32 protein-coding genes are annotated in these 25819 nt (G+C 64.0%); 10 read left to right on the top strand and 22 right to left on the bottom strand.

Translation table 11 applies throughout. The features are described from left to right. Positions 1-24 precede the first annotated feature (24 nt). The 6 genes from cpaB (at position 25) to ACTAQI_RS10155 (ending at position 5866) form a co-directional block, all read left to right on the top strand. Positions 25-780 (top strand): Flp pilus assembly protein CpaB, encoded by a 756-nt coding sequence (cpaB, locus tag ACTAQI_RS10130; protein ID WP_457950863.1) that lies wholly within the window; start codon positions 25-27, stop codon positions 778-780. Continuing rightward, positions 777-1970, top strand: coding sequence for an AAA family ATPase (locus ACTAQI_RS10135; RefSeq protein ID WP_457950864.1), 1194 nt, complete (start codon positions 777-779; stop codon positions 1968-1970). The genes cpaB and ACTAQI_RS10135 overlap by 4 nt, the downstream gene beginning before the upstream one ends. After that, entirely contained in the window at positions 1970-3454 is a 1485-nt protein-coding gene (locus ACTAQI_RS10140; RefSeq protein ID WP_457950866.1) for a CpaF family protein, read from the top strand. The genes ACTAQI_RS10135 and ACTAQI_RS10140 overlap by 1 nt, the downstream gene beginning before the upstream one ends. Before the next feature lie 10 nt (positions 3455-3464). Beyond that, positions 3465-4397, top strand: a complete 933-nt coding sequence (locus ACTAQI_RS10145) for a type II secretion system F family protein (protein ID WP_457950867.1) — start codon at positions 3465-3467, stop codon at positions 4395-4397. Between the two features lie 7 nt (positions 4398-4404). Further along, positions 4405-5289 carry a type II secretion system F family protein gene (locus ACTAQI_RS10150; protein ID WP_457950868.1) on the top strand — a complete coding sequence of 295 codons (885 nt, stop codon included), beginning with the start codon at positions 4405-4407 and terminating at the stop codon, positions 5287-5289. A gap of 94 nt (positions 5290-5383) precedes the next feature. Then, positions 5384-5866, top strand: a complete 483-nt coding sequence (locus ACTAQI_RS10155) for an Hpt domain-containing protein (protein WP_457950869.1) — start codon at positions 5384-5386, stop codon at positions 5864-5866. Between the two features lie 3 nt (positions 5867-5869). Here the strand turns inward: ACTAQI_RS10155 and ACTAQI_RS10160 are convergent, their stop codons facing one another. Beyond that, positions 5870-6652 (bottom strand): response regulator transcription factor, encoded by a 783-nt coding sequence (locus ACTAQI_RS10160; RefSeq protein WP_457950870.1) that lies wholly within the window; start codon positions 6650-6652, stop codon positions 5870-5872. A gap of 251 nt (positions 6653-6903) precedes the next feature. Here ACTAQI_RS10160 and ACTAQI_RS10165 point away from each other — a divergent pair, with 251 nt between their 5' ends. After that, entirely contained in the window at positions 6904-8571 is a 1668-nt protein-coding gene (locus tag ACTAQI_RS10165) for a sensor histidine kinase (protein WP_457950871.1), read from the top strand. Between the two features lie 119 nt (positions 8572-8690). Here the strand turns inward: ACTAQI_RS10165 and ACTAQI_RS10170 are convergent, their stop codons facing one another. From ACTAQI_RS10170 to ACTAQI_RS10205, 8 genes are all read right to left on the bottom strand, one after another. Beyond that, positions 8691-9584 (bottom strand): tRNA pseudouridine synthase A, encoded by an 894-nt coding sequence (locus ACTAQI_RS10170; RefSeq protein ID WP_457950872.1) that lies wholly within the window; start codon positions 9582-9584, stop codon positions 8691-8693. Between the two features lie 32 nt (positions 9585-9616). Next, the gene (gene rplQ / locus ACTAQI_RS10175; RefSeq protein WP_457950873.1) at positions 9617-10186 is read right to left on the bottom strand and encodes a 50S ribosomal protein L17; all 570 of its coding nucleotides are present in this window, start codon (positions 10184-10186) and stop codon (positions 9617-9619) included. 68 nt (positions 10187-10254) lie between these two features. Then, positions 10255-11265 carry a DNA-directed RNA polymerase subunit alpha gene (locus tag ACTAQI_RS10180; protein ID WP_013601812.1) on the bottom strand — a complete coding sequence of 337 codons (1011 nt, stop codon included), beginning with the start codon at positions 11263-11265 and terminating at the stop codon, positions 10255-10257. A 131-nt stretch (positions 11266-11396) separates the two neighbouring features. Next, on the bottom strand, positions 11397-11798 hold the full coding sequence (gene rpsK / locus ACTAQI_RS10185) for a 30S ribosomal protein S11 (RefSeq protein ID WP_018760435.1): 402 nt from the start codon (positions 11796-11798) through the stop codon (positions 11397-11399). A gap of 54 nt (positions 11799-11852) precedes the next feature. Beyond that, positions 11853-12227 carry a 30S ribosomal protein S13 gene (gene rpsM / locus ACTAQI_RS10190; protein WP_028275004.1) on the bottom strand — a complete coding sequence of 125 codons (375 nt, stop codon included), beginning with the start codon at positions 12225-12227 and terminating at the stop codon, positions 11853-11855. Between the two features lie 184 nt (positions 12228-12411). Beyond that, positions 12412-12525: a 50S ribosomal protein L36 gene (rpmJ, locus tag ACTAQI_RS10195; RefSeq protein WP_009358722.1), complete on the bottom strand. Its 114-nt coding sequence runs from the start codon at positions 12523-12525 to the stop codon at positions 12412-12414. A gap of 70 nt (positions 12526-12595) precedes the next feature. Continuing rightward, entirely contained in the window at positions 12596-12817 is a 222-nt protein-coding gene (gene infA, locus ACTAQI_RS10200) for a translation initiation factor IF-1 (protein WP_009358723.1), read from the bottom strand. 171 nt (positions 12818-12988) lie between these two features. Then, the gene (locus ACTAQI_RS10205) at positions 12989-13924 is read right to left on the bottom strand and encodes a P1 family peptidase (RefSeq protein ID WP_457950874.1); all 936 of its coding nucleotides are present in this window, start codon (positions 13922-13924) and stop codon (positions 12989-12991) included. A 216-nt stretch (positions 13925-14140) separates the two neighbouring features. Here ACTAQI_RS10205 and ACTAQI_RS10210 point away from each other — a divergent pair, with 216 nt between their 5' ends. From ACTAQI_RS10210 to ACTAQI_RS10220, 3 genes are read left to right on the top strand one after another with little or no spacing between them, the layout of a single operon-like run. Then, positions 14141-15100 carry a carbohydrate ABC transporter permease gene (locus tag ACTAQI_RS10210; RefSeq protein WP_457950875.1) on the top strand — a complete coding sequence of 320 codons (960 nt, stop codon included), beginning with the start codon at positions 14141-14143 and terminating at the stop codon, positions 15098-15100. Continuing rightward, positions 15097-16002, top strand: coding sequence for a carbohydrate ABC transporter permease (locus tag ACTAQI_RS10215; RefSeq protein WP_457950876.1), 906 nt, complete (start codon positions 15097-15099; stop codon positions 16000-16002). The genes ACTAQI_RS10210 and ACTAQI_RS10215 overlap by 4 nt, the downstream gene beginning before the upstream one ends. A 59-nt stretch (positions 16003-16061) precedes the next feature. Next, positions 16062-17411 (top strand): ABC transporter substrate-binding protein, encoded by a 1350-nt coding sequence (locus tag ACTAQI_RS10220; protein WP_457950877.1) that lies wholly within the window; start codon positions 16062-16064, stop codon positions 17409-17411. 67 nt (positions 17412-17478) lie between these two features. On the opposite strand, the gene ACTAQI_RS10225 is transcribed toward ACTAQI_RS10220, so the two are convergent. The 13 genes from ACTAQI_RS10225 to rplX form a co-directional block, all read right to left on the bottom strand. Continuing rightward, positions 17479-18531, bottom strand: a complete 1053-nt coding sequence (locus ACTAQI_RS10225) for an IS3 family transposase (protein WP_457946093.1) — start codon at positions 18529-18531, stop codon at positions 17479-17481. Beyond that, positions 18489-18944: a hypothetical protein gene (locus ACTAQI_RS10230; protein ID WP_457946092.1), complete on the bottom strand. Its 456-nt coding sequence runs from the start codon at positions 18942-18944 to the stop codon at positions 18489-18491. The genes ACTAQI_RS10225 and ACTAQI_RS10230 overlap by 43 nt, the downstream gene beginning before the upstream one ends. 103 nt (positions 18945-19047) lie before the next feature. Then, the gene (gene map / locus ACTAQI_RS10235) at positions 19048-19875 is read right to left on the bottom strand and encodes a type I methionyl aminopeptidase (protein WP_457950878.1); all 828 of its coding nucleotides are present in this window, start codon (positions 19873-19875) and stop codon (positions 19048-19050) included. Positions 19876-19948: 73 nt separating this feature from the next. Further along, positions 19949-20518, bottom strand: a complete 570-nt coding sequence (locus ACTAQI_RS10240) for an adenylate kinase (protein ID WP_387558946.1) — start codon at positions 20516-20518, stop codon at positions 19949-19951. A 5-nt stretch (positions 20519-20523) separates the two neighbouring features. Beyond that, complete coding sequence (gene secY / locus ACTAQI_RS10245) at positions 20524-21834, bottom strand: preprotein translocase subunit SecY (protein ID WP_457950879.1); 1311 nt, start codon at positions 21832-21834, stop codon at positions 20524-20526. Between the two features lie 211 nt (positions 21835-22045). Further along, complete coding sequence (rplO, locus tag ACTAQI_RS10250) at positions 22046-22531, bottom strand: 50S ribosomal protein L15 (RefSeq protein ID WP_236799105.1); 486 nt, start codon at positions 22529-22531, stop codon at positions 22046-22048. Next, positions 22532-22738, bottom strand: a complete 207-nt coding sequence (gene rpmD / locus ACTAQI_RS10255) for a 50S ribosomal protein L30 (protein ID WP_009358731.1) — start codon at positions 22736-22738, stop codon at positions 22532-22534. It lies immediately after the preceding gene. 2 nt (positions 22739-22740) lie between these two features. Continuing rightward, positions 22741-23457 carry a 30S ribosomal protein S5 gene (gene rpsE, locus ACTAQI_RS10260; protein WP_457950880.1) on the bottom strand — a complete coding sequence of 239 codons (717 nt, stop codon included), beginning with the start codon at positions 23455-23457 and terminating at the stop codon, positions 22741-22743. Then, positions 23454-23837 carry a 50S ribosomal protein L18 gene (rplR, locus tag ACTAQI_RS10265; protein ID WP_159631366.1) on the bottom strand — a complete coding sequence of 128 codons (384 nt, stop codon included), beginning with the start codon at positions 23835-23837 and terminating at the stop codon, positions 23454-23456. Before rplR ends, rpsE begins: the two co-directional genes overlap by 4 nt. A 2-nt stretch (positions 23838-23839) precedes the next feature. Next, positions 23840-24376, bottom strand: coding sequence for a 50S ribosomal protein L6 (gene rplF, locus ACTAQI_RS10270; RefSeq protein WP_159631365.1), 537 nt, complete (start codon positions 24374-24376; stop codon positions 23840-23842). A gap of 18 nt (positions 24377-24394) precedes the next feature. Further along, positions 24395-24793: a 30S ribosomal protein S8 gene (gene rpsH / locus ACTAQI_RS10275; protein ID WP_018769139.1), complete on the bottom strand. Its 399-nt coding sequence runs from the start codon at positions 24791-24793 to the stop codon at positions 24395-24397. A gap of 82 nt (positions 24794-24875) precedes the next feature. After that, positions 24876-25457, bottom strand: a complete 582-nt coding sequence (gene rplE, locus ACTAQI_RS10280) for a 50S ribosomal protein L5 (protein ID WP_018769138.1) — start codon at positions 25455-25457, stop codon at positions 24876-24878. After that, positions 25457-25819, bottom strand: coding sequence for a 50S ribosomal protein L24 (gene rplX / locus ACTAQI_RS10285; protein ID WP_015937845.1), 363 nt, complete (start codon positions 25817-25819; stop codon positions 25457-25459). The genes rplE and rplX overlap by 1 nt, the downstream gene beginning before the upstream one ends.

Below are 25819 nucleotides of genomic sequence, written 5' to 3' on the forward strand. Positions count from 1 at the left end.
CAACAACACACCACGGAGTCCAACGTGAAGTCTCGCCTGCTCGCCGGAACGGCCGCCGTCGCCCTGGCGCTTGTGGGAGCCCTCCTCATCATCGTTTATGCGAACGGCGCCGATGCACGAGCGATGGCCAGCACCAACCCCAAGAAGGTCCTGGTTGTCCAAAAGGCCATACCCGCCGGGACCCCGGTGAACGACATGACGGCGTCGCTCGTCATCGAGGACGTGCCAGCGGCAGGCGTTGCAGCAACAGCCCTCACGTCACTGGACGGCAAAGGCGGAACGGTGGCCGCCGTGGACCTGGTCCCGGGCGAACAACTTCTCGCCGAACGCCTCGTCGCCCCCAAGGATGCCAAGAGCAGCGGCGTCCCGAAGGTGCCGGCAGGCATGCAGGAAGTGACCTTCGAGCTGGAACCAAAAATGGTTGTCGGTGGCCGTCTTGAAGCCGGCGACCATGTTGCCATTGGTTTCAGCTTCGCCGGTGGGGCTGACAAGTCGAAGCCGGCTGAGCCCACCACCCAGCTGGCCCTCCGCAAGGTCTTGGTTACAGCCGTCCAACGCGCGCCGCAAGCAGCTGATGCAAAGAAAACAACCGACGGCACAAACCCGCAGGACACCACCCTTCCCCAAGGCTCCTTCATGGTGACCGTGGCGGTGAGCGACGTGGACGCCAACAAGATCATCTTCACCACACTGAATGGCAGCCTCTGGCTCACCAAGGAATCCCTCGACGCCCAGGACAACGGCCCATTCGTAGCCAGGAAGGACACGGTGTACAAGTGAGCCGCTTCGTCCTCCTCTCCCCCAACGGCGACTTCGACCAGAAGCTGCGTGCCGCCGTCGCCAACGGCCTGCGCGGAACCGTCCAGACCATCGCGAGCGATATCCTCCCCGCCGGCCCGGCAGAACTGTTCGCCCTCCTCAACCAGGAGCAGCCGGAGGTGCTGATCATCGGCCCTGACGTTCCGTACGAAGAGGCGCTGCGGTTCGCCAAGGTCTTCGACGTCCAGCTCCCCGGCCTCAGCCTGGTCCTGGTCAGCGACGTCGAGCCCGCCGCACTCCTCCACGCCATGCGCGCCGGCATCCGCGACATCCTCAGCCCGCAGGCGGACGCGGCGGAGATCAGGGTGCTGCTGGAACGCGCCTGCCAGTCCTTCGCCACCCGCCACCGGAACCCGGAAACACACGCCGAACAGAACAGCAAGGGCCTGGTCATCGGCGTCTTCTCCCCCAAGGGCGGCGTGGGCAAGACCACCCTGGCCACCAACATCGCCATCGGCCTGGGCCAGATCGCGCCCATGAGCGTGGTCATCGTGGACCTTGACCTCCAGTTCGGGGACGTCGCCTCCGGCCTGTACCTCAACCCGGAGCACACGGTCACGGACGCCGTCACTCCCGCGGCCGCCCAGGACTCCCTGGTCCTCAAAGCCTTCCTCACCGTCCACCCGGCAGGCATCTACGCCCTGTGCGCCCCGCCCAACCCCGTGGACGCGGACCACATCACCCCGGAGCAGGTCAGCCACCTGCTGGAACAGCTGGCCCAGGAGTTCCAGTACGTTGTGCTGGACACCGCCCCCGGCATGCCGGAAATCGGCCTCGCCGCCATGGAGCAGTGCACGGACGTGGTCTGGGTCAGCGCCATGGACATCCCCAGCCTCCGAGGCCTGCGCTCCGGCCTGGAAGTCCTCCGCCAGCTGGACATCATGCCCGAATCCCGCCACGTGGTCCTGAACATGGCCGACGCCAAGGCAGGCCTGAACGTCCAGGACGTCGAGTCAACCATCGGCGCGCCCGTGGACGTCAGCGTCCCCCGCTCCCGCGCCGTGGCACTGTCCACCAACCGCGGCATCCCCGTCCTGCAGGAATCCAAAAAGGACCCCGCCGTCAAAAGCCTCCGCCAGCTGGTGGAGCGCTTCAATCCGGCATGGCGCACGCAGACCCAGCGGAAACTTCACCGAAGGGTGGTCATCTGATGAAACTCTCCGAACGCATCAATGCGGCCCAGTCGCGCAGCCAGGCATCCGGCACCGCGCTGCTTGAGGCACCGCGTCCGGCACCTGCGCCCTCGCCGTCCCCAGCGGAAAGCACGGAGCGGCACCTTCCGGCGCACGCCGCCGTCGTGCATTCAACGCACGACGCCGGCACACAGCCGGTGCCCAGCGCACCGAAGGTGGACGTCTTCGCAGCCATGAAGGACAGGGCGGCCACCGCCCTGTTCGAACGCATGGGAACCCGTTTCAACGACGCCGCCGTCAGCGAACAGGAGCTGCGGAGCACCGCCAAGGAGGAACTCACCCGCATCGTCGACGCCGAGCAGGTGCCGCTGACCCCCGAGGAACGCACCCGCCTGGTCCAGGACGTCGCCGACGACGTACTGGGCTACGGCCCCCTCCAGCGCCTGCTGGATGACCCGGCCGTCACCGAAATCATGGTCAACCGCATGGACCAGATCTACGTGGAACGCAAAGGCAAGCTGACGCTCGCCGAATCCCGGTTCAGCTCCGAGGAACACCTGCGCAAGGTCATCGAACGCATCGTATCCAAGGTGGGCCGCCGCATTGACGAGTCCTCACCGCTGGTGGACGCCCGCCTGGAGGACGGCTCCCGCGTCAACGCGGTCATCCCCCCGCTGGCAGTGGGCGGGTCCTCCCTGACCATCCGAAAGTTCAGCAAGACCCCGCTGACGGTCCGCAACCTCATCGACTTCGGGACCCTGACGCCGGAGATGGCCGAGCTGCTGAACGCCTGCGTCAAAGCCAAGCTGAACATCATCGTTTCCGGCGGTACGGGCACGGGCAAGACCACGCTCCTCAATGTGCTGTCCTCCTTCCTGCCCGCGGACGAACGGATCGTCACCATCGAGGACGCCGTGGAACTGCAGATCCAGCAGGACCACGTGGTCCGGCTCGAAAGCCGGCCGCCCAACACCGAAGGCAAAGGCGAGGTGACCATCCGCGAGCTCCTCCGCAACTCCCTCCGTATGCGTCCGGACCGGATCGTGGTAGGCGAGGTCCGTGGCGGCGAATCGCTGGACATGCTGCAGGCGATGAACACCGGCCACGACGGCTCCCTCTCCACCGTGCACTCCAACTCGCCTCGCGACGCAGTAGCCCGCCTCGAAACCCTGGTGCTGATGGCCGGCATGGACCTTCCGCTCCGCGCCATCCGTGAGCAGATCGCCTCCGCCGTGAACCTCATCGTCCAGATTTCCAGGCTCCGGGACGGCTCCCGCCGCATCACCCACGTCACCGAGGTCCAGGGCATGGAAGGTGACATCGTCACCCTCCAGGACGCCTTTGTCTTCGACTACTCGGCCGGCGTGGACGCGCAAGGCCGGTTCCTGGGCAAGCCTGTTGCCACAGGCATCCGGCCACGGTTCATCGACCGGTTCGAGGACCTGGGCATCCACGTGTCCCCCGCCGTCTTCGCCGGGCCGCTGACCCCGGGCGCCAAGTAGGGACGCGGCCATGATTATCGCCATCGGAACCGTCATCCTCCTGGCAGCCATCTGCCTGCTCGGCGTGGCCGTGCTCCTGCCCAGCGCCCCCTCGGTGCCGCTGGACCGCCGTCGTCCGTTTGAACCCGAGCCGCCGTCCTCGCTGTCCCGCCTGGCGCTCTCCGGCGTGAGGTCCTTCGAACGGCTGCTCTCCGGGCGGAACGTCAAGCTCTTCTCCCGCCCCGAACTGGAGAACGCCGGCCTGCGCCTCAGCCAGGCCGAATTCTTCCTCCTGGTGGGAATCGGCGCCTGCGTCGGGATGCTGGTTGGCATAGTGACAGTGGGTCCCCTGGTGGGACTGCTGCTCGCCCTGCTGGCACCCTTCGCAGGCAAACTGGTCCTCGGATTCCTGGCCGGCAGGCGCCGCACCGCCTTCGACAGCCAGCTTGGCGACACCCTGCAGCTGCTCTCCGGCGGCCTGCGGGCCGGGCACAGCATCCTGCGCGCCATCGACGCCGCCGCAACTGAGTCCCAGAAACCCACCTCCGAGGAGATGCGGCGGGTGATCACCGAAACCAGCCTTGGCCGTGACCTGCTCGCCGCCCTCAACGACACCGCGGACCGGATGAAGAACGAGGACTTCGTCTGGATCTCGCAGGCCATCCAGATCAACCGCGAAGTGGGCGGAAACCTGGCCGAGGTACTGGACCAGGTCAACGAGACCATCCGCGAGCGCGCGGAGATCAAGGGCCACATCAAGGCCCTGGCGGCAGAAGGCAAGTTCTCCGCCTACATCCTGATCGCCATGCCGTTCGGCATCGTGGCCATGCTGCTGGCAGTGAGCCCCAGCTACATGAACTCGATGTTCACCCATCCCCTGGGCTGGGTGATGATCGGCGCCTCCTTTGTCCTGATGACCATCGGCGCGCTGTGGATGCGCAAGATCATCGACCTGAAGTTCTGAGGGCCCCATGAACCTGATCGTCCTGCTCTCCGTCCTGTTGGTCTGCGTCCCCCTGGCAGCGCTGGCCTGGTCCGTCCTCACCGTGGACAAACAGGGCCGCCTGGCAGTCACCGATCTGCTCTCCCGCGGTGCACCCGCCGTCGCCGCCGCACCAGCCGGAGCGCCGGCGCGGCTCGAGGCCCTGGGCCGGCGGCTCACTCCCCCTGCCTACGTCGCATTCCTGGACCGCCTGCTGTCCCTCGCCGGCCGGCCCGCCTCCATGCCGCTGGGCAAGGTGCTGGGGTCCAAGCTCGCCCTCGGCCTGGCCGGCGTGGCCATGGGCGGCTACCTGGCAGCGGTTGGAGGCAGTCCCCTGATGAAGCTCGCCGGGCTCTTCGTCCTGTTCCTGGGCTACTTCATCCCGGACCTGCTCCTCTACAGCAAAGGGCAGGAGCGGCAGAAGGCCATGCAGCTTGAGCTCGCCAACACGCTGGACCAGATGCTGATCTCCGTGGAAGCCGGGCTTGGCTTCGAAGGTGCAATGGCGCGCGCGGGCGAGAACGGCAAGGGCCCGCTTGCAGAGGAACTGGTCCGCACCCTGCAGGACATGCAGGTGGGACGCAGCCGCCGCGAGTCCTACATCGCACTGGCCGAACGGACCAACATCCCGGAACTGCGCAGCTTCGTGCAGGCCGTAGTCCAGGCCGACACCTACGGGATCGCCATCAGCCGGGTCCTGCGCGTCCAGGCTAAAGTCATGCGGGTCAAACGGCGCCAGCGGGCCGAGGAAAAGGCCATGAAGCTGCCCGTCATGATCCTTTTCCCGCTCTTGTTCTTTATCTTTCCGGTCCTCTTCATCGCCATCCTGGGACCGGCCGTGATCAATACCGTGATGACCTTCAGCGGACAGTAAAGCAAACTCAGTGCGGCAGCAAGGTTGCCTCAAGGTTTACACAGAAAGACAAGAAATGGGACACCGAAGGATTTCCAGGAAGTAGCCTTGAACAATGCAGAGTCACGATCCCGGTTCCAGCGGAAAGAGCCCCGCTGCGGACTCCCCGCTGGCCGGGGTCACGGCGCCTATCGCCCCCGCTCCCCCCGCCGGCGCGTCTCCCGCACTGGAAACGGCTGCTCTCTTGCCGTTGGTTGACGCCGCCGTCCTGGAGGAACTCGAGGACGAGCTGGCCGGGTCCGGGCTGGCGCAGCGCTTCGCCCGGGACTACGCCGCCATGTGGGACCTGCGGCTTGCCCGCCTGGGAACAGCAGTGGAGAGCCAGGACGAGGACTCCGCCCTGGACGCCGTGATCAGCCTCAAAATCAGCTCCGCCATGGTTGGCGGGCTGCGGCTGGCCAAGCTCGCCGAACTCCTGGAAGGTGTGATCCGGCAGGGTGACTTTGTCCAAGGGCAGGCGATGATGGCAGGCGTGGCCCTGGACGGGGCACGCACGGTGTCCGAGCTGCAGTCAACCTACATCCTGGAAAAGGGCTAGCCCTTACGCATCGTCCGGCCGCCGCGGCGCCAGCCGGTACCCAACCCCGCGCACCGTCTGCAGCCAGCGCGGCGACAACTGGTCCTCCTTGAGCTTGCGCCGCAGGTTTCCCACATGGACCTCCACGGCGCGCTCATCCGCCTCGCTGATGTAGGTGTCCCGTTCATAGAAATCGCCCCGCACGGCCCGCACCAGGTCAGCCCTGGTGCACACGGCACCACCGCCCTTCAGCAGCACATGCAGCAGGTCGAACTCACTGCGGGTCAGTCCAAGCGGCTCGCCCTTGACTTCCACCGTGCGTGTCCGGTGGTTCAGCAGGAGCCCGTTATGCCGCATCACCCCAGGGTCGGCCGACGCAGCGGGAGCCGGGGCCTGTCCCCACTGCGTAGTGGACGGGTTCTCCCCTGCTATCTCATGCCGGGGCCTGCGCATCATCGCCGCCACCCGGGCCCGGAGTTCCCGTGGCCTGAAGGGTTTGGCGATGTAATCGTCCGCGCCGGCGTTGAGTGCCGACAGCAGGTCCGGTTCCTCCGTCCGGCCCGTCAGCATCACCACATATGCATTGCTGAAATTCCGGATCCGCCGCAAAACCTCGAATCCGTCAATATCCGGCAGGCCGATATCGAGCGTCACAACGTTGGCCTGCTCGCTGCGGACTACCTCAACCCCGGTCCGCCCATCAACCGCTGTATGTACTTCGAAGCCCGCCTGGGTCAGTACGCCTTCTAGGAGGTTGCGTACATCCGCGTCATCTTCGATTACGACAGCTACACCAAGATCGTCCATTGCTATCCCTGCGCCAGGCGGAGATGGCCCCCCATTGGCCCAGCGCCAATGCCATTCCCGCTCCAACCATTTATACGCTACTAGTAAGCCTTGCTGATGACATCCGTATTCGCCCTAAAAATTGAAAAGTCAATTATTATGACAAGACGTGTGCAGTATGGCGGGAAAGGGTAAGTGCCAGGGTACGTAAAGCAATTGAATGACCCTGGCAGGGCCTGCAATCCAGTTGTGAAGGGGTACGAGTCAGAAACATGGCTGAGCCATTGTTCCACCGCGGGCCCGGTCGCATCTTCCGCCGGCTGGGGACCCGCGCCCAAGTGGCGCTGTGCCAGCTGCCCCTCACCGTTGTGGTGGGCGTCATCGCAGTGATCACCCCATTCGCATGGCCCACGCTCCTGCACAGTCCGTTGTACGGGGCCGGCCTTGCCCTTCACGGGATACTGTTCCTTGCCTGCTTCCTGGTCCCCTGGGAACGCCTGCCGCACCGCCCCTACCTGCTGATTCCCGTGCTGGATTTCGCCGCGATCGGGTTCCTGCGCAACGGCGCGGCACCGCTCCTGCCGGGCCTGGCCGTCCTGGTGGTCTTCCCGGTCATCTGGCTCTCCGCGTCCGGCATGCTGGCGCGCAGCAGCCTGGTGCTCAGCTTCGTTGGGCCGCTCCTGATCATGCTCCCCACGGCCGCGGCAGACTTTCCAGCGCTCACGGCCGCGGACCTCACCACGGTGGTTCTCTTCCCCGTCATGATGCTCGCCGTGTCCCTGGCCATCCGCTTCGCCAGCGTGAACCTCCGGCTGCAGCAGCGCGAACTGGCGGACAAGGACCGTGAACTGCGGGACCTGCTGGCGGCAAGCCGGGAACGGGAAAAGCTGCTCGAAACCGTCCTGGACGCCACCGACGTCGGGATTGCCGCCGTCGACCGTTCCGGCCACTTCCTGGTGTCCAACAGCCGCCAGCGCACCTTCCGCCGCGCCACGGGCGCTGACGAGGCCGTCCCCGGCCAGGGGCACCAGCTCATCTTCGGCCAGGACCGGCGCACCCTGCTTCCCCCTGACCGCCGGCCCATCAGCCGGGCCATGGCCGGGGAATCCTTTGCCGATTACCTGGTGTGGGCCGGCGAGGGCCCGGAGCAGCGCGCACTGTCCACGGCGGCCCGCCCGCTGGTCAGCGTGGACGGCCGCCTCACCGGCGCGGTGGTGGTCTACACGGATGTCACCGGCTGGGTGGAGTCCCTTGCCGCGAACCAGGAACTGATCTCCAATGTCTCGCACGAATTCAAGAACCCGTTGAACTCGATCGTTGGCAACGTGGACCTGGTGCTGGAAGAGGCCGGCAGCCTGCCGCCGCACCTGGCCCAGCGCCTCCTGGTGGTCCAGCGCAACGCGGAGCGGCTGCTGGACCTGGTGGCCGACCTGACGGCCTCCGCCTCCACCACCCTGAACGTCCACCCCAAGCGGACCGACCTTGCCAGTCTGGTGGAAACCAGCCTCAGTTCGGCCCAGGCCTCGGCCCAGCGCTCCCACGTGGAGATCGCCGCCGATGTCCCGTCGCCCCTGTGGGCTTACGCCGACCCGCTAAGGATCGGGCAGGTGCTGGACAACCTGGTTTCCAACGCCATCAAATACTCCCCGGGCGGCGGGAAGATCAGCATCAGCGCGACGGCGGACAGGCAATGGGTGCGGCTGAGCGTCACGGACACCGGGATGGGAATATCCCACGAGGACGCGGCAAAGGTCTTCAACCGTTTCTTCCGGACCGAGTCTGCGCAGAAGGCAGCCATTCCCGGGGTGGGACTGGGCCTTTCCATCACGCGGATGATCGTGGAGCGCCACGGCGGCAGCATCATGTGCGAGAGCGGCGAGGGCCGGGGCAGCACGTTCACGGTAACGCTTCCGGCGGAAGGCCCACCCCCGGCTTTTTGATCATCGATTGCTCCCCACCGGCTCCCTACCCTCGCAAGCTCGGGCCGGGGCCCTCGCCGGCGTGGGCCCCCTGCCGTTTTGAAGCCTCAAACGGCGTTTACGCAGCAATCGATGGGTGGTTAGGATTCGCGGACGGCCCTGGTCTGCTCGGCGCGGGTCAGCAGCTCGCTGTCCGAGGGATAGGCCACTTCCTCCAGCACCAAGGGGTGCGGGGCGGCCAGGACAGACTTCGCGTCCCGCTTCTGCAGCAGCAGCCGCTCGTGCAGCCACCCGGGCTCAACAAGGCCCTCACCCACGTACAGCGCGGAGCCGATCAGCGCGCGCACCATGTTGTGGCAGAACGCGTCGGCCTGGACGGTGGCCACGATGACGCCGTCCTCGCCGCGCCTGAACTCAAAGCGCTGCAGCTCACGAATGGTGGTGGCTCCTTCGCGGGGCTTGCAGAAGGACAGGAAGTTCTGCAGGCCCAAAAGCTTCGAGGCCCCCTCATTCAGCAGGTCCACGTCCAGCGCACTCTTGTGCCACAGCGTGAAGTACCGCTCCAGCGGATCCCAGAGGGCAGGCCCGTCGGCGATCCGGTAGCTGTAGCGCCGCCAGAGGGCCGAGAAACGGGCGTCAAAGCCTCCGGGTGCCAGCGAGATGTTGTGCACCTCCACCGCGCCGGTCAGGTCGCCCAGGACACGGCTGAGTGCTCCGCGGAGCCTGCGCAGCATGGCGACGGCGGGATCAAGTTCGTGCCCGCGCGGCAGTCCCAGCCACTCGGCTTCGGTGAGGTCCAGGTGGACCACCTGGCCCCGGGCATGCACGCCGGCGTCGGTCCGCCCCGCAACGGTGACCCGCACCGCCCGGCGCACCAGAAGCTCGAGTGCCTCCTCCAGGACACCCTGTACGGTGCGCCGTCCCGGCTGCAGCGCCCACCCGCTGAACGGGCCGCCGTCGTACGAAAGATCAAGCCGGATACGCAAAAACCCGCCGCCCCCTGGAACGGGGGCCGCGGGTTTTTGGTGGTTCACAGACCTAAGTCTATGCGAAGAGAGTCAGCGAATTACTTCGCGTCCTTCTCCTCGGCAGCCGGAGCAGCAGCTTCCTCAGCGGCCGGAGCCTCTTCGGTTGCAGCTTCCTCAGCAGCGGGTGCCTCTTCGGTTGCAGCAGCTTCTTCAGCGGCCGGAGCCTCTTCAGCGGGAGCTTCCTCGGCGGCCGGAGCAGCCTTGGCAGCAGCCTGGGTAGCCTCGGCTACGACGGCCTGCTTGGCGGAAACCGGCTCGAGGACCAGTTCGATGACAGCCATGGGAGCGTTGTCGCCCTTGCGGTTGCCGATCTTGGTGATGCGGGTGTAGCCGCCCTCGCGGTTCTCCACAGCCTGCGCAATGTCGGTGAACAGCTCGTGGACGACGCCCTTGTTGCTGATCAGGCCGAGCACGCGGCGGCGGGAAGCGAGGTCGCCACGCTTGGCGAAGGTCACCAGGCGCTCTGCGTACGGCTTCAGGCGCTTGGCCTTGGTCACCGTGGTGGTGATCCGCTTGTGCTCGAACAGTGCTGCTGCCAGGTTCGCGAGCATGAGGCGCTCGTGAGCCGGGCCGCCGCCGAGACGCGGACCCTTAGTGGGGGTAGGCATAATTGTTTCTCCTCATGTGGAAGCCGTGGGCGGCACACCATGGTGCTGCCCGCCGGCCAAGGTCTGGTTTAGAGTTCGTCGTCGCCGAAGGCGGCGTCGTCCTCTTCGATTGCTGCGGCGCGTGCTGCGAGGTCAAAACCGGGAGGCGAGTCCTTGAGGGACAGGCCCAGTTCAACCAGCTTTGCCTTGACCTCGTCAATGGACTTCGCACCAAAGTTGCGGATATCCATCAGGTCAGCCTCAGAGCGGGCAACGAGTTCACCCACGGTGTGGATGCCCTCACGCTTGAGGCAGTTGTAGGAACGGACGGTGAGGTCCAGATCCTCGATCGGCAGTGCCATGTCGGCTGCCAGGGCAGCGTCGGTTGGCGACGGGCCGATCTCGATACCTTCAGCTGCGGTGTTCAGCTCACGGGCCAGACCGAACAGTTCCACCAGGGTGGTGCCTGCGGAAGCAACAGCATCGCGCGGGGCGATGGCCTGCTTGGTCTCGACGTCGACAATCAGCTTGTCGAAGTCGGTGCGCTGCTCAACACGGGTTGCTTCCACGCGGAAAGTAACCTTCAGCACCGGCGAGTAGATGGAGTCAACCGGGATACGGCCGATCTCTGCATCACCGGACTTGTTCTGAGCTGCCGAAACGTAGCCGCGGCCGCGCTCGATGGTCAGTTCGAGCTCGAACTTGCCCTTCGAGTTCAGCGTGGCGATGTGCAGATCCGGGTTGTGGAATTCGACGCCGGCCGGCGGAGCGATGTCCGCGGCGGTGACGACTCCGGGGCCCTGCTTGCGCAGGTAGGCAACGACGGGCTCGTCGTGCTCGGAGGAAACCGACAGGCTCTTGATGTTAAGGATGATCTCGGTGACATCTTCCTTGACACCCGGAACCGTGGTGAACTCGTGCAGCACACCATCGATCCGGATGCTGGTTACGGCAGCACCGGGGATGGAGGAGAGCAGGGTACGGCGGAGGGAGTTTCCGAGGGTGTAGCCGAAGCCCGGTTCCAGCGGTTCAATGATGAAACGCGAACGGTTTTCGGAGACTACCTCTTCGGAGAGGGTGGGGCGCTGTGCAATGAGCACTTAGGTTTCCTTTCGGCGAGCATCCGCTATATGACGCAACACAGGTGGTGGAAATTCGGTCTGAAGACTTAACGCGCTGGGCTTGCCCGGACCATCACTTGGTCCGGGCAAGCTCCTGCTGCGGAAAAGAATTAGACGCGGCGGCGCTTCGGCGGGCGGCAGCCGTTGTGCGCTGCGGGGGTGACGTCCTGGATGGAGCCAACCTCGAGGCCTGCGGCCTGCAGCGAACGGATTGCCGTCTCGCGTCCGGAACCCGGACCCTTGACGAAAACGTCTACCTTGCGCATGCCGTGCTCCTGCGCACGCTTGGCAGCGGCTTCGGCAGCCATCTGGGCAGCGAACGGGGTGGACTTCCGCGAGCCCTTGAAGCCAACCTCACCGGAGGAAGCCCAGGAAATAACAGCACCGCTGGGATCCGTGATGGAAACGATGGTGTTGTTAAAGGTGCTCTTGATGTGCGCCTGGCCAAGCGCGATATTCTTCTTGTCCTTCTTACGCGGCTTGCGAACCGCGCCACGAGTCTTCGGGGGCATTTTTTCTCCTACAGAAAGTTATTGGGGAAAGTCCGTAAATCCCGGGTGGGGATTTTAACGGGCCTTCTTCTTGCCTGCGACGGTGCGCTTCGGACCCTTGCGGGTACGGGCGTTGGTCTTGGTACGCTGCCCGCGGACCGGCAGGCCCTTACGGTGGCGAATACCTTCGTAGCTGCCGATTTCAACCTTGCGGCGGATATCAGCTGCTACTTCGCGGCGAAGGTCACCCTCAACCTTGTAGTTGCCTTCGATGTAATCACGCAGCTCAACCAGCTGGGCATCGGTGAGGTCCTTGACGCGGACGTCAGCGCTGATGCCAGTGGCAGCCAGGGTTTCGTGTGCACGGGTCTTGCCCACGCCGTAGATGTAAGTAAGCGCAATTTCCAGCCGCTTTTCGCGGGGAATGTCTACGCCAGCGAGACGAGCCATAGTGGCAGTACTCCTTGATAAACCGGAGGTCGTAGGCAGTACACCCGCATGTTCCATGCGGCCCCAGCCTCCGACCGGGGGTTAGCTGTCCGGACTCTTTCGAGCTCAATGTTCCAGATCAGCTTGTGCTGCCTTTATTTACTTGCGTGGGTTAGCAACCCAGGATTTCCTTCAGGGAAGGAAATTAGCCCTGGCGCTGCTTGTGGCGCGGGTTCTCGCAGATCACCATGACCCGGCCATTACGGCGGATCACTTTGCACTTTTCGCAGATCTGCTTGACGCTCGGCTTGACCTTCATGGCATTCCTTTGCGTGTAGCAGTTGGTCAACTGGAGCAGCAGTCAGCATGCGCTGCAGCTGCCCAGTAATTTACTTGTAGCGGTAGACGATACGACCACGGGTGAGGTCGTACGGGCTCAGCTCCACCACTACGCGGTCCTCAGGGAGGATTCGGATGTAGTGCTGACGCATCTTTCCAGAGATGTGTGCCAGAACGATGTGCTTGTTGGTGAGCTCAACGCGAAACATCGCGTTAGGCAGCGCCTCGGTCACAACGCCTTCGATCTCAATGACCCCGTCCTTCTTGGCCATACCCTCCGCTAACTGTTGTTGCCGCAGCCCCGCCGGATAGCACCGGGCATGACCACGAACGTTTTTGTTGGATCGATCGCCGGCTCCAGGCCCAAAAGGGCGTGGCAGTCCAGACAACCAACAAACAACACTACCCTGTTGGCCGGTAAAAGTTAAATCGGCCATAGTAGCCTACGAGGTGCGGTACGCACCATATTCGCCAGCCGGAGTGCTCACCGCAACAGCCGCGGCCACACCGTCAACGATGGCCAAACGGACGACGTCGGCTGCCGCGCTTTGAAGCGTGATGAGGCTGATCTGCCGGGCAGCGTCGTCCGAGCGGTCCAGTGCCAATGCCTGGGTGGACAAACAGAAAACGGTGTCCCCATCGGCCAGGGTGTGGCTCGGGTTCAGTGCCCGGGCAATCCCTGCATGGGATGCGGAGGCAGTCCGCTTGCACTCAGCCACATCGAGGACTGCATTAGTTGCCACCACGATAAGAGTGGTGTTGAGGGGCTGCGGATCAGCACTCTTCCCCGAGACCGGCTTAGCTGGCTCGAACGGCAGGCCCAGCGCGTTGACGACCGCGATGGCACCGACAACCGCCCCGTTCTCAAGGGTGACCGAGGCCGTGCCTACACCGCCCTTGAACTGTCCCCTGCCGATCAGCGCCCCGGTGCCGGCGCCGACGTTGCCGCGTCCGACGTCGTGCCCTTCCTTTTGTGCTGCTGCGGCGGCGGTTGCCGCGTAGCCCATGTCCGGCGTCGGCCGTGCTGAGAAGTCGCCGCCCCTGCCGAGGTCGAAGATGGCGGCGGCCGGGACGATGGGCACCACTCCCCCGGGGACGGCAAAGCCGCGGCCGTTCTCCTCGCACCAGCGCTGGGCGCCCGCCGCGGCCGCGAGCCCGTAGGCGCTGCCGCCGGTGAGAACTACGGCATCGACCGCGCTGACCAGCGTGGTGGGGTCAAGGGCGTCTGTTTCGTGGGTGGCCGGCCCGCCGCCCTGGACATCCACTGAGCCGATGGTGCCCGGCGGCGGCAGGACAACGGTGACGCCTGTCAGCCAGCCGTCGCTGTCCTTCTGGACGTGGCCCACGCGAATGCCCGGAACATCGGTAATGGTTCCCATGCCCCCTATTGTCCCCTCTGCTGGCGCGCCCCTGCCGCATCGGCGAACTTTATGCGAGACTGCATTCAACACAGCGTTAACGGGCGACGAAGCCTTGGATAACAGTTCCCTGACAAGGGCATATGCGGGTTTCAGCCCCCTGACGGTCTGGTGTAGTAGTCCCTAGATCAAGCCAGGGCCGGCCACGAGCAGGCTCCCAACCCGGGAGAGACACGCATGACCCGTCAACTCGCCCCCCACCCCTCGGCCAAACCCAACAGGCCGCCGGGGCGCTCAGCAAAAGTTCCAAGACGCCGGTGGACCGCACGGGCCCGCCGCGACTTCTTCGTTTTCCTTGCCATGGCGCTGCCCAACCTTGTGCTGATCGCCGTCTTCACCTACCGCCCGCTGTTCAGCAACATGTACTACTCCACGCTGGACTGGACCCTGGGTTCCCCCACCGCCACCGTGGTTGGCTTTACTAACTACGTCACCTTCTTCACCAGCAACGATGCGCCGAAAGTCCTGGGGACCACGGCGGTGTTCACCCTGGTGACCGTGGGCGGCTCTATGATATTGGGACTGCTGGTGGCGCTGGCCCTGAACGCGAAGGTCCGGGGCACCACGTTTGCCCGTTCCGCCGTGTTTGCCCCCTACGTCCTTTCCGGCGTCGGCGTGGGCCTGGTGTGGCTGTTCATTTTCGACCCCGGCTACGGCGTCCTGGCCTGGCTGCTCCGGGGCATCGGACAACAAAGCCCACAATGGATCAACGATCCGCAGCTGTCGCTGGTCATGGTGATCCTGGTCTACGTCTGGAAGAACCTGGGCTACTGCGCTGTGGTGTATCTCGCCGGGCTCCAGTCCCTTCCGCAGGACGTGATGGAGGCAGCATCCCTCGACGGGGCGAACGGCTTCCGGCGCTTCCTCAGCATCTCGCTGCCGCTGCTGTCCCCCACCACGTTCTTCCTCCTGATCACCACCATGCTCAGCTCACTGCAGGCCTTCGACCTCATCCGGATCATGACGCCGTTGGGCACCGGCACCAGCACCCTGATCTATGAGGCATACCTCCAGGCCTTCGGCGCCTACAACCGTGCAGGTTACTCGGCAGCCATTTCGGTGGTCCTGTTCGCCATCCTCCTGGTCATCACCGTGCTCCAGCTGCGGTTCGTGGAACGAAAGGTGCACTACTCGTGACCTCCCTATCACCGGTGAGCCCGGACCCCGCCGCCCCGGATCCAGGCCTTCGCCGCGACCAACCGTTTTCGCGCCGGAACCTCATCCAGACCGTGGTGGGCGGCTACCTGCCGCTGCTCGTGGCCACGCTGGTGGTGTTCCTTCCCCTGCTGTGGATGGTGCTCAGCTCCTTCAAGCAGTCGGGGGAAATCGTCACCACCGACCTGAAAATCCTGCCGGAAAGCCTGAACCTGGAGAACTACCGGACGGCCATGACCACCGTGCCGTTCGGCCAGTTCTTCCTGAACAGCACCATCGTCACCCTGGCTGGGGCCACCATCAAGGTGCTGCTGGCCATCCTCACGGCGTACGCACTGGTCTTTGTCCGCTTCCCGTTCCGGAACTTCATTTTCCTGCTGATCCTGGTGGCGCTCATGGTGCCGCCGCAGGTGTCCATCCTGCCCAACTTCATCCTGATCGCGGGGATCGGGGGCAAGAACACCCTGTGGGGCATCATCCTTCCCGGCCTTGGCACCGCGTTCGGCACGTTCCTGCTGCGCCAGCACTTCCGTACCCTGCCGGCCTCGATCCTGGAATCGGCCGAGATGGACGGTGCCGGCCACTGGCGCCGGCTGTGGCAGATCGTGGTCCCCGTGTCGGTCCCCTCCGTCGCCACCGTGGCCCTGGTGACCATCGTGACCGAGTGGAATGACTACATCTGGCCGCTCATCATCACGGACCGGCCGGAGACCATGACCCTCCCCGTGGGCCTGACCCTGCTGCAGAACAACGAGAGCAACGCCGCCGGCTGGGGTGTCCTCATGGCCGGGGCGGTCCTGGTCATCGTTCCCATCCTGATCATCTTCGCGGCCCTGCAGCGCTACATCGTGGCGGGCCTCACCCAAGGCAGCGTGACCGGCTAAGCTGCCGGCCGCCGTCGTACGTCCCAACCTTCCAAAGGCAACAACCGAAAGGAACTGTCATGACACTTCACCTGGACCGGAGGCACTTCCTGGGCCTGGCAGGGGTCACCGCCTCTGCTGCCGCCCTGGCCGCATGCGGCGGACCTTCAACAACCGGCGGCGGACAGGCCACATCCCAGGCGGCCGATATCGACTTCAGCGGCGTGAAGCCTGCCGCCAAGATCGACTTCTGGTCCAGCCACCCAGGACAGTCGCAGGACGTGGAGAAGAGCCTGATCGAGAAATTCCAGGCCAAGAACCCGGGCATCACCGTGAACCTGGTCACCGCCGGGGCCAACTACGAGGAAATCGCCCAGAAGTTCCAAACGGCGCAGGCGGCCAAGTCCGGCCTTCCCGGCGTTGTGGTCCTCTCCGACGTGTGGTGGTTCCGCTACTACACCAACGGCAGCATCATTCCCGTTGACGCCCTGACCAAACAGCTGAACATGAAGATGGACGACTTCCAGCAGTCACTGGTCAATGACTACAAGTACGACGGCAAGCAGTGGGCACTGCCTTATGGCCGGTCAACACCGCTGTTCTACTACAACAAGGACCACTTCGCGGCGGCCGGCATTCCGGACCGTGCTCCCAAGACCTGGCAGGAATTCGGTGAGTGGGCGCCCAAGCTGAAGGCAAGCTCCGGCGCCCAGTACGCCTACATCTATCCCGCGCTGGCCGGCTACGCAGGCTGGACGCTGCAGAACATGCTGTGGGGCTGGGGCGGCGGCTGGTCCAAGGAATGGGACATCACCTGCGACTCCGCCGAGTCGGTTGCGGCGCTGCAGTGGGCCCAGGACTCGATCTACAAGGACAAGTGGGCGGGCGTCTCGTCCAAAGAGGCGGCGGATGACTTCTCGGCCGGCTTGACCTCCGCAACCATCGCCTCCACGGGCTCACTGCTGGGGATCCTGAAGTCGGCCAAGTTCAACGTAGGTGTTGGCTTCCTGCCCGGCGGCCCCAAGGCGGAATCCAACGTTTGCCCCACGGGCGGCGCCGGCCTGGGCATCCCCAGCGGCATCACCAAGGAGGAACAGCTGGCCGCCGGGATGTTCCTGGACTTCGTCACCCAGCCGGAGAGCACCGCGGAATTCTCCGCCGCCACCGGCTACATGCCCACCCGCAAGTCGGCGGACATGAAGGCAGTCCTGGCCAAGACCCCGCAGATCCAGACGGCAGTGGACCAGCTCGCGGTGACCAAGGTCCAGGACAACGCCCGCGTGTTCCTGCCGGGCGCCGACCAGGAGATGGCCAAGGCCGCCGCGAAGATCCTCACCCAGCAGGGCGACGTCAAACCCACCATGACGGACCTGAAGACCACGCTGCAGGGCATCTACGACCGGGACGTGAAGCCGAAGCTCAAGTCCTGACTCCCCGCGACGCGCACGCTCGCGAGCGATACGCAAAATCCCTGCCGACACCCATATTCGGAATAAATCAAGCTGTCTGTGACAGTTTGGGTGTTTGGTTGGGTTGGTTGATCCAGGCTTCCCCGGGCGGTGCCGGAGTGACCGGGGGGCTGCGGAAGCGTTCGGGGTGTCGGCGGTAGTAGGCCTCGTGGGCGTGTTGGCGGTGGTTCCGGATGTCTGCTGCGCTGCCATCGTGCACTGAAGTGGGTGTGAACCAGTTCAGGCCACTGTGCAGGTGGTTGTTGTTGTAGTCATCGAAGAACCAGCGCGCAAAGTCTCTAGCTTGTTTGAGCGATTCGAAGCGCTCGGGGAATTCGAGTGAGTACTTCACGGTCTTGAAGAGGGATTCGATGTAGGGGTTGTCGTTGGAGACTCTCGGGCGGGAATGCGAGGGACGGATCCCCAAGGTGCGCAGCAGTTCCCATGTCCGGGCGGACCTCATGGGTCCTCCGTTGTCCGCGTGGAGCACTTTCGGGGCTGTCCTGGCAGCCAGGACTGCGCTGCGGATGAGGTCCTGGGCGAGTGCTGTGTCCTCGACCTGCTCGACTCGGTGGCCCATGACTTTCCGCGAGAAGACGTCAATGATGGTGTAGAGCTTGAGGTGTTGTCTGCCGGGCCCACGAAGCATCGTGATGTCCCAGGACCATAGCTGATTCGGCGCTGTGGCTTGGAGGACTGGTTTCGCGCGGGAGGTTGTTGCGGCGCCAGCGGATCTTCGGCGGCGTCGGTCCCCGTTCTGGCCATGCCGACGGACGATCCGGTGGGCAGATGCCATCGAGCAATAGATGTCCCCGGCATCAGCCATCCTCCTCACGGCTTGTGTGACGGAGAGCCCGGAATACTCCTCGTTGTTAATGGTTTGGAGCAGTTTCTCTTCGTCCTCGGGGCTGATCCTGTTCGGATAGGACCGGTCACGGTGGGCAACGACAACACCGGGGCGTTTGGTGCCTCTGCGATACCGGTACCAGGTCTCGTGGGAGAGCCCCAGCAGGCTGCAGGCCCTGCGGACTCCGTAGCCGACACCACTCAACGCGGTGATCACTCCGAGGAGGACGTCCCGTCGACGGGCTTCTTCAGCCACTCTGGCCGGCCTGGTTCCGGTTCGTCCAAGTGGGGATCTGTTGCTGCCGCGCTCCGGGCCATAGCGTCCAGGAGCGCGGCAGCTTTTCCCAGGATCTCCACCGCGGCCTCCGACTTCTCCAGCTTTTGCTTCAGCCGCTCGTTCTCTGTCCGAAGGTGTTTGAGTTCATCCCTGTCACGCGCTGTCATCCATGCCTTCCCCTCACCTGTCCCGGGTTGAACCCCCGGCGGCAGGAGCCGCCCTTCATCCCGGGCAGCAAGCCAATCACGGAAGGTCGCGGAGTGCACCTGAACCCGGCGGCAAAACTCGGACTTGGAACCCCAGTCCACGCACTTGTCGTATTCCAGCAACAAATCCCACTTCTGCTGGGCCGAGAACCGATGAAACTTTGTGGGACGAGTCGGAATTTCCATGGGCGTTCCTTCCCCGCCCCGAAGTGTCACACAACAGGCTGACACACAGGGTATTTCGGTGTCGACAGGGATTTTGCGTATCGCAGGGGAAGGGGCGCGTCCCTTACGGGATCGGCACCGGGGTGACGCCGAGGGGCACCAGGTGCTCCGCGCCGCCGTCGGGCGCTGAAAGCACCCAGATGCCCTTCTCGTGCACTGCCACCGAGTGCTCCCACTGGCAGGAGCGCTTGCCGTCGGTGGTCACCACGGTCCAGTCGTCTTCCAGGACTGCGGTGTCGATGCTGCCACGGACCAGCATGGGCTCGATGGCGAGGCACAGGCCCGGCTTGATCTTGGGCCCGCGGTGGTTGGTGCGGTAGTTCAGGACGTCCGGGGCCATGTGCATCTCGGAGCCGATGCCGTGGCCCACGTAGTCCTCCAGGATGCCCAACGGCTTGCCGGAGACTGACGAGACGTAATCGTCGATGGCGGCGCCGATGTCACCCACGTGCGTACCCTTGGCCAGCGCAGCGATCCCCCGCCACATTGCGGCCTGCGTGACGTCGGACAGCCGCTGGTCCTCAGGATCCGCGGTTCCCACGATCACCGTGCGCGCGGAGTCCGAGTGCCAGCCGTCGACGATCGCCCCGCCGTCGATGGAAATGATGTCGCCGTCCTGCAGGACGCGGCTGCCCGGAATGCCGTGAACCACTTCCTCGTTGACGGACGTGCAGATGGTGGCCGGGAAGCCGTGGTAGCCCAGGAAGTTGGACTTGGCGCCCGCCTCGTTGAGCACGGCGGCGAAGACGTCATCCAGATGCTTGGTGGTGACCCCCGGCACCGCGGCGGCAACTGCGGCATCCAGTGCACGGCTGAGGACCAGACCGGCCTCGTGCATGGTGCGCATCTGGGCGTTGTTCTTGAATTCGATGCGGGGTTGGCCGAAGGCCATGGTGTTTCCTTTCAAATGGCTGAGGCCCCTCCCGGATGCCGGGAGGAGCCTCGATAAAACCGGGCGCCTTTGGTCAGGCTGCCTGTGCGGCCTTGATGGCCTGCATCACGCGGTTGGTCACTTCGTCGATGGGACCGATCCCGTCAACCTTGGTGAGGATGCCGCGGTCGGCGTACTTCGCCACCACGGCTTCGGTCTGCTCGTGGTACAGGTCAAGGCGGTGACGGATGACGGCTTCGTTGTCGTCGCTCCGGCCCGTTTCCTTGGCACGGCCCAGGAGGCGGTGGACCAGCTCCTCGTCGTCGGCAGTCAGCTGCAGGACCACGTCGAGCTTCTCGTCGCCGTCGGCGAGGATCTCGTCAAGGTAGTCAACCTGCGCGGTGGTGCGCGGGTAGCCGTCGAGCAGGAAGCCGTTTTCGACATCGGACTCGTTCAGGCGGTCGCGGACCATCTTGTTGGTCACGCTGTCCGGAACGAAGTCCCCGTTGTCCATGTACTTCTTGGCCTCGAGGCCCAGCGGGGTTTCACCCTTCACGTTGGCACGGAAGATGTCGCCGGTGGAGATGGCCACAACGCCGAGGCGTTCTGAAATCCGCTCCGCCTGCGTTCCTTTTCCGGAACCGGGAGGTCCAATAATCAGCATTCTCGTCATCGCAAAAGCCCTTCGTAGTGACGTTGTTGTAGCTGCGCATCAATCTGCTTTACGGTCTCCAACCCAACGCCCACCATGATCAGGATCGAGGTGCCACCGAACGGGAAGTTCTGGTTTGCGTTGATCAGCACAAGTGCCACCAGCGGAATCAGCGCCACGATACCCAGGTAGAGGGCGCCGGGCAGGGTGATCCGTGAGAGCACGTACTGCAGGTAGTCAGCGGTCGGCCTGCCGGCGCGGATACCTGGAATGAAGCCGCCGTACTTCTTCATGTTGTCTGAGACTTCTTCAGGGTTGAAGGTGATCGCGACATAGAAGTAGGTAAAGAACACGATCAGGAGGAAGTAAACCGCCATATAGATCGGGTGGTCACCGCGGGTGAGGTTGTTGTTGATCCATTCAACCCACGGTTGCAGTGGCTCGCCGTTCCGGGGCTGGTTGAACTGCGCGATCAGCCCGGGAATGTAGAGCATGGAGGAAGCGAAGATCACCGGAATGACACCGGCCATGTTCACCTTGATGGGGATATAGGTGCTGGTGCCGCCCACGGTGCGCCGGCCGATCATACGCTTGGCGTACTGCACCGGAATGCGGCGCTGTGACTGCTCGACGAATACCACCAGCGCGACGGTCAGGAGGCCCACCACCAGGACGAGGAAGAAGGTTCCCGGTCCCTGCGAGGTCCAGATGGCACCCAGCGAGGTGGGGAACTGGGCGGCGATGGAGGTGAAGATGAGCAGCGACATGCCGTTGCCCACGCCCTTCTCCGTGACGAGCTCGCCCATCCACATGATCAGGCCGGTGCCGGCCGTGAGCGTGATGATAATCAGGATGGTGGTGATAATGCTGGAGTCGGGGATCACCGGCAGCTGGCAGCCGGGAAGCAGCTGCCCGGAGCGGGCCAGGGACACCAGGGTGGTGGCGTTGAGCAGGCCCAGCGCGATGGTGAGGTAGCGGGTGTATTGGGTCAGCTTGGACTGGCCCGACGCGCCCTCGTCGTAGAGCTCCTGGAACCGGGGAATGACCACCCGGAGCAGCTGGACGATGATGCTGGCCGTGATGTAGGGCATGATGCCCAGGGCGAAGATGGACACCTGGAGCAACGCGCCGCCGCTGAAGAGGTTGACGAGCTGGTACAGCCCGCCGGCAGTCTGACCGTTATGCAAGCATTGCTGGACATTCTGGTAGTTCACACCTGGCGAGGGAATGAAAGCACCCAAGCGGAATATGGTGATGATTCCCAGCGTGAACAACAACTTGCGTCGCAGATCAGGCGTGCGAAAGGCCCGGCCAAATGCGCTAAGCAAGCGTCCTCCTGTGGTGTTAATAAGAGTGGGGTGAGGGGAATCGATAGATCCCGACATCCGAGTCTAACGGTTCTTCGCGCCATGCGAACAATCCGGCCCCGGGTCCATGCGCCGGATGGCGGGATTTGATCGCCCGGCGGATACGAAAAACTCCCGGTATCCGGGGCCGAAGCCCACGGATACCGGGAGTTTAACAGCTGGCGCCGTCCCTTTAGAGGGCGGTGGTGCTTCCGCCTGCTGCAGCGATCTTTTCAGCGGCGCTGGCCGAGAATGCGTGGACGGTGACGTCAACCTTGACGGTGATGTCGCCGGTGCCCAGCACCTTGACGGGCTGGTTCTTGCGAACGGCACCCTTTTCGACCAGGTTCTCCACGGTGACTGCGCCACCTTCCGGGAACAGCTCGTTGAGCTTGTCCAGGTTTACAACCTGGAACTCAACCCGGAACGGGTTCTTGAAGCCACGCAGCTTGGGCAGGCGCATGTGCAGCGGCAGCTGGCCGCCGGCAAAGCCAGCCTTCACCTGGTAGCGGGCAGCAGTACCCTTGGTACCGCGACCGGCGGTCTTACCCTTGGATGCCTCACCACGACCCACACGGGTCTTGGCGGTCTTGGCACCCGGAGCGGGACGCAGGTGGTGAACCTTCAGGGCGTTCTGCTTCTCAGCAGCCTGTGCCTTATCAGCAGTGTTCTCTGCCATTTACTTCGCCTCCTCTACCTTTACCAGGTGCGGAACCGTGTTGAGCATTCCAACGGTCACGGCGTCGGCGGTGCGAACAACGGTGTGTCCGATCCGCTTCAGGCCGAGGGACCGCAGGGTGTCGCGCTGGTTCTGCTTGCCGCCAATGGCGGACTTGATCTGAGTGATTTCCAACTGAGCGTCGGAGGGGACCAGGTTCTTAGCCATGACTAAACACCTGCCTTCGGAGCCAGGAGGGCCTTCACCAGTGCCGGGGGCGCGATCTCGTCCAGCGGCAGGCCGCGGCGTGCTGCCACTGCTGCCGGCTCTTCGAGGCGCTTCAGGGCATCAACGGTCGCGTGAACGATGTTGATGGCGTTGGAGGAACCGAGCGACTTGGAGAGGATGTCGTGGATGCCCACGCACTCCAGTACTGCACGGACCGGACCACCGGCGATAACACCGGTACCGGCGGAGGCCGGACGCAGCATTACGACGCCGGCAGCGGCTTCACCCTGAACGCGGTGCGGGATGGTGCTGCCAACGCGCGGAACACGGAAGAAGGACTTCTTGGCCTCTTCAACGCCCTTGGCGATAGCAGCGGGAACTTCCTTGGCCTTGCCGTAGCCCACGCCGACCATGCCGTTACCGTCACCAACGACGACCAGTGCGGTGAAGCTGAAGCGACGACCACCCTTGACGACCTTGGAAACGCGGTTGATGGTGACAACGCGCTCTACGAACTGGTTCTTTTCGGCTTCACGGCCACCGTCGCGGCCGCCACGGCCACCGCGGTCGCCGCGGCCCTGGCCACGGTCGCCACGCTCGCCACGACGGGCGCCACCACGGCGGTCGTCGGCAGCGGGGGCAGTGGTCTCAGCAGCTGCGGCTTCGGGGGCCTTCTGATCTGCAGACACAGTGTCCTTTTCCTTGTTTGCTTCGGTCACAGTGACAGCCCACCTTCGCGTGCACCGTCAGCGACGGCGGCAATCCGGCCGTGGTACTTGTTACCACCACGGTCGAACACAACAGCCTCGACGCCGGCAGCCTTGGCACGTTCGGCAACGAGCTCGCCGACGCGCTTGGCCTTGGCAGTCTTGTCACCGTCGAATGCACGAAGGTCGGCTTCCAGAGTGGACGCGCTTGCTACGGTCTGGCCAATGGTGTCATCGACAACCTGGACAAATACGTGGCGTGCGGAGCGGTTGACCACCAGGCGGGGGCGGACAGCCGTTCCGGAAATGCGCTTGCGGATACGAAGCTGGCGGCGGCTGCGACCAGCAGCCTTGCTCTTGTTCGTACGCTTCTTGTTAATGGAGATGGCCATGGTTACTTACCAGCCTTTCCGACCTTGCGGCGGATGACTTCGCCGGCGTAACGGATGCCCTTGCCCTTGTACGGGTCAGGCTTCCGCAGCTTGCGAATGTTGGCAGCAACCTCGCCGACCTGCTGCTTGTTGATACCTGAGACAGAGAGCTTGGTCGGTCCCTCTACTGCAAAGGTGATGCCGGCCGGAGCCGAAACGTTGACCGGGTGGCTGTAGCCGAGAGCGAACTCAAGGTCAGATCCCTTGGCCTGAACGCGGTAACCGGTACCGACGATTTCAAGCTTCTTCTCGTAGCCTGCGGTGACGCCCTGGATCATGTTCGCGATCAGGGTGCGGGTCAGGCCGTGGAGCGAACGGGAGGCGCGCTCGTCGTTCGGGCGGCTGACGGTCAGGGTGTTCTCGTCCAGGGCAACCTCGATGGGGCTGGCCACAGTGTGGGTCAGCTCCCCCTTGGAACCCTTGACGCTGACGACAGAGCCGTCAACCTTGACCTCAACGCCGGCAGGAACGGTGATGGGGAGACGTCCAATACGTGACATTATTCTCTTCCTTTCCCGTTACCAGACGTACGCGAGGACTTCGCCGCCCACGCCCTTCTTGCCGGCCTGCTTATCAGTCAGGAGGCCGGAAGAGGTGGACAGGATAGCGATACCCAGGCCACCGAGCACGTGAGGCAGGTTGGTGGACTTCGCATAAACGCGGAGGCCCGGCTTGGAGATGCGGCGTACACCGGCGATGGAACGCTCACGGTTCGGACCGAACTTGAGTTCGAGGGTCAGCTTCTTGCCAACCTCAGCGTCCTCTTCCTTCCAGCCGGCGATGAAACCTTCGGCCTTGAGGATGTCGGCAACGCGTGCCTTGAGCTTGCTGTAAGGCATAGACACGGAGTCGTGGTATGCCGAGTTTGCGTTACGCAGGCGCGTAAGCATATCTGCGACAGGATCTGTCATTGTCATGTGGGCTCATGCCCTTCCTCATAACGGTTTCCGCCGTTCCGTCCTTTGGGGAGCGGAGCGGCCGGACCTTTTACGTAGTTAATTAAGCTTCGGTTTTGAACGGGAAACCAAGCGCCTTGAGCAGCGCGCGGCCTTCGTCATCGGTCTTGGCGGTGGTCACAACCGTGATGTCCATACCGCGGACGCGGTCGATCTTGTCCTGGTCGATTTCGTGGAACATAACCTGCTCGGTCAGACCGAAGGTGTAGTTGCCGTTGCCATCGAACTGCTTGCCGCTGAGTCCGCGGAAGTCGCGGATACGGGGCAGTGCCAGGGTGACCAGGCGGTCCACGAATTCCCACATGCGGTCGCCACGCAGGGTTGCGTGTGCACCGATGGGCATGCCTTCGCGCAGCTTGAACTGTGCGATCGACTTGCGGGCCTTGGTAACCTGCGGCTTCTGGCCGGTGATCTGGGTGAGGTCGCGGACAGCGCCGTCGATCAGCTTGGAGTCCTTGGCGGCATCTCCAACACCCATGTTCACAACAACCTTCACCAGGCGGGGTACCTGGTTCACGTTCTCGTACTTGAATTCATCCTGCAGCGTGGCCTTGATGGATTCGGCGTACTTGGTCTTCAGACGAGGAACGATCTTCGTTGCCGGAGTCTCGAGAGTCTCAGTCATTAGATGTCCTTCCCGGAGCTCTTGGACACGCGGATGCGGACGGTCTTCTTGACGCCGTTCTTCTCCACAGTGTCGAGGCGGAAGCCCACGCGGGTCGGCTTCTTGGTCGACGGGTCAACCAGGGCCACGTTGGAAATGTGGATCGGGGCCTCTACGACCTCGATGCCGCCGGTCTTGGTGCCGCGCTGCGACTGTCCAACACGGGTGTGCTTGGTGACGCGGTTGATACCCTCAACCAGCACGCGGTTGGTGTCGGTGAATACGCGCAGAACCTTGCCCTGCTTGCCGCGGTCGCCGCCGCGCTCAGCCTTGGCGCCAGTGATGACCTGAACCAGGTCACCCTTCTTGATCTTTGCAGCCAT

This window comes from Pseudarthrobacter sp. alpha12b, from assembly GCF_054130495.1.

What these genes read in the sequence shown, in the direction of transcription:
- ACTAQI_RS10140 (WP_457950866.1), top strand. Translation starts at nt 1,970, where the DNA reads ATGAAACTCTCCGAACGCATCAATGCGGCCCAGTCGCGCAGCCAGGCA.
- ACTAQI_RS10145 (WP_457950867.1), top strand. Translation starts at nt 3,465, where the DNA reads ATGATTATCGCCATCGGAACCGTCATCCTCCTGGCAGCCATCTGCCTG.
- ACTAQI_RS10150 (WP_457950868.1), top strand. Translation starts at nt 4,405, where the DNA reads ATGAACCTGATCGTCCTGCTCTCCGTCCTGTTGGTCTGCGTCCCCCTG.
- ACTAQI_RS10155 (WP_457950869.1), top strand. Translation starts at nt 5,384, where the DNA reads ATGCAGAGTCACGATCCCGGTTCCAGCGGAAAGAGCCCCGCTGCGGAC.
- ACTAQI_RS10160 (WP_457950870.1), bottom strand. Translation starts at nt 6,652, where the DNA reads ATGGACGATCTTGGTGTAGCTGTCGTAATCGAAGATGACGCGGATGTA.
- ACTAQI_RS10165 (WP_457950871.1), top strand. Translation starts at nt 6,904, where the DNA reads ATGGCTGAGCCATTGTTCCACCGCGGGCCCGGTCGCATCTTCCGCCGG.
- rplQ (WP_457950873.1), bottom strand. Translation starts at nt 10,186, where the DNA reads ATGCCTACCCCCACTAAGGGTCCGCGTCTCGGCGGCGGCCCGGCTCAC.
- rpsK (WP_018760435.1), bottom strand. Translation starts at nt 11,798, where the DNA reads ATGCCCCCGAAGACTCGTGGCGCGGTTCGCAAGCCGCGTAAGAAGGAC.
- rpsM (WP_028275004.1), bottom strand. Translation starts at nt 12,227, where the DNA reads ATGGCTCGTCTCGCTGGCGTAGACATTCCCCGCGAAAAGCGGCTGGAA.
- rpmJ (WP_009358722.1), bottom strand. Translation starts at nt 12,525, where the DNA reads ATGAAGGTCAAGCCGAGCGTCAAGCAGATCTGCGAAAAGTGCAAAGTG.
- infA (WP_009358723.1), bottom strand. Translation starts at nt 12,817, where the DNA reads ATGGCCAAGAAGGACGGGGTCATTGAGATCGAAGGCGTTGTGACCGAG.
- ACTAQI_RS10205 (WP_457950874.1), bottom strand. Translation starts at nt 13,924, where the DNA reads ATGGGAACCATTACCGATGTTCCGGGCATTCGCGTGGGCCACGTCCAG.
- ACTAQI_RS10210 (WP_457950875.1), top strand. Translation starts at nt 14,141, where the DNA reads ATGACCCGTCAACTCGCCCCCCACCCCTCGGCCAAACCCAACAGGCCG.
- ACTAQI_RS10220 (WP_457950877.1), top strand. Translation starts at nt 16,062, where the DNA reads ATGACACTTCACCTGGACCGGAGGCACTTCCTGGGCCTGGCAGGGGTC.
- ACTAQI_RS10230 (WP_457946092.1), bottom strand. Translation starts at nt 18,944, where the DNA reads ATGGAAATTCCGACTCGTCCCACAAAGTTTCATCGGTTCTCGGCCCAG.
- map (WP_457950878.1), bottom strand. Translation starts at nt 19,875, where the DNA reads ATGGCCTTCGGCCAACCCCGCATCGAATTCAAGAACAACGCCCAGATG.
- ACTAQI_RS10240 (WP_387558946.1), bottom strand. Translation starts at nt 20,518, where the DNA reads ATGCTGATTATTGGACCTCCCGGTTCCGGAAAAGGAACGCAGGCGGAG.
- rplO (WP_236799105.1), bottom strand. Translation starts at nt 22,531, where the DNA reads ATGGCAGAGAACACTGCTGATAAGGCACAGGCTGCTGAGAAGCAGAAC.
- rpmD (WP_009358731.1), bottom strand. Translation starts at nt 22,738, where the DNA reads ATGGCTAAGAACCTGGTCCCCTCCGACGCTCAGTTGGAAATCACTCAG.
- rplR (WP_159631366.1), bottom strand. Translation starts at nt 23,837, where the DNA reads ATGGCCATCTCCATTAACAAGAAGCGTACGAACAAGAGCAAGGCTGCT.
- rplF (WP_159631365.1), bottom strand. Translation starts at nt 24,376, where the DNA reads ATGTCACGTATTGGACGTCTCCCCATCACCGTTCCTGCCGGCGTTGAG.
- rpsH (WP_018769139.1), bottom strand. Translation starts at nt 24,793, where the DNA reads ATGACAATGACAGATCCTGTCGCAGATATGCTTACGCGCCTGCGTAAC.
- rplE (WP_018769138.1), bottom strand. Translation starts at nt 25,457, where the DNA reads ATGACTGAGACTCTCGAGACTCCGGCAACGAAGATCGTTCCTCGTCTG.
- rplX (WP_015937845.1), bottom strand. Translation starts at nt 25,819, where the DNA reads ATGGCTGCAAAGATCAAGAAGGGTGACCTGGTTCAGGTCATCACTGGC.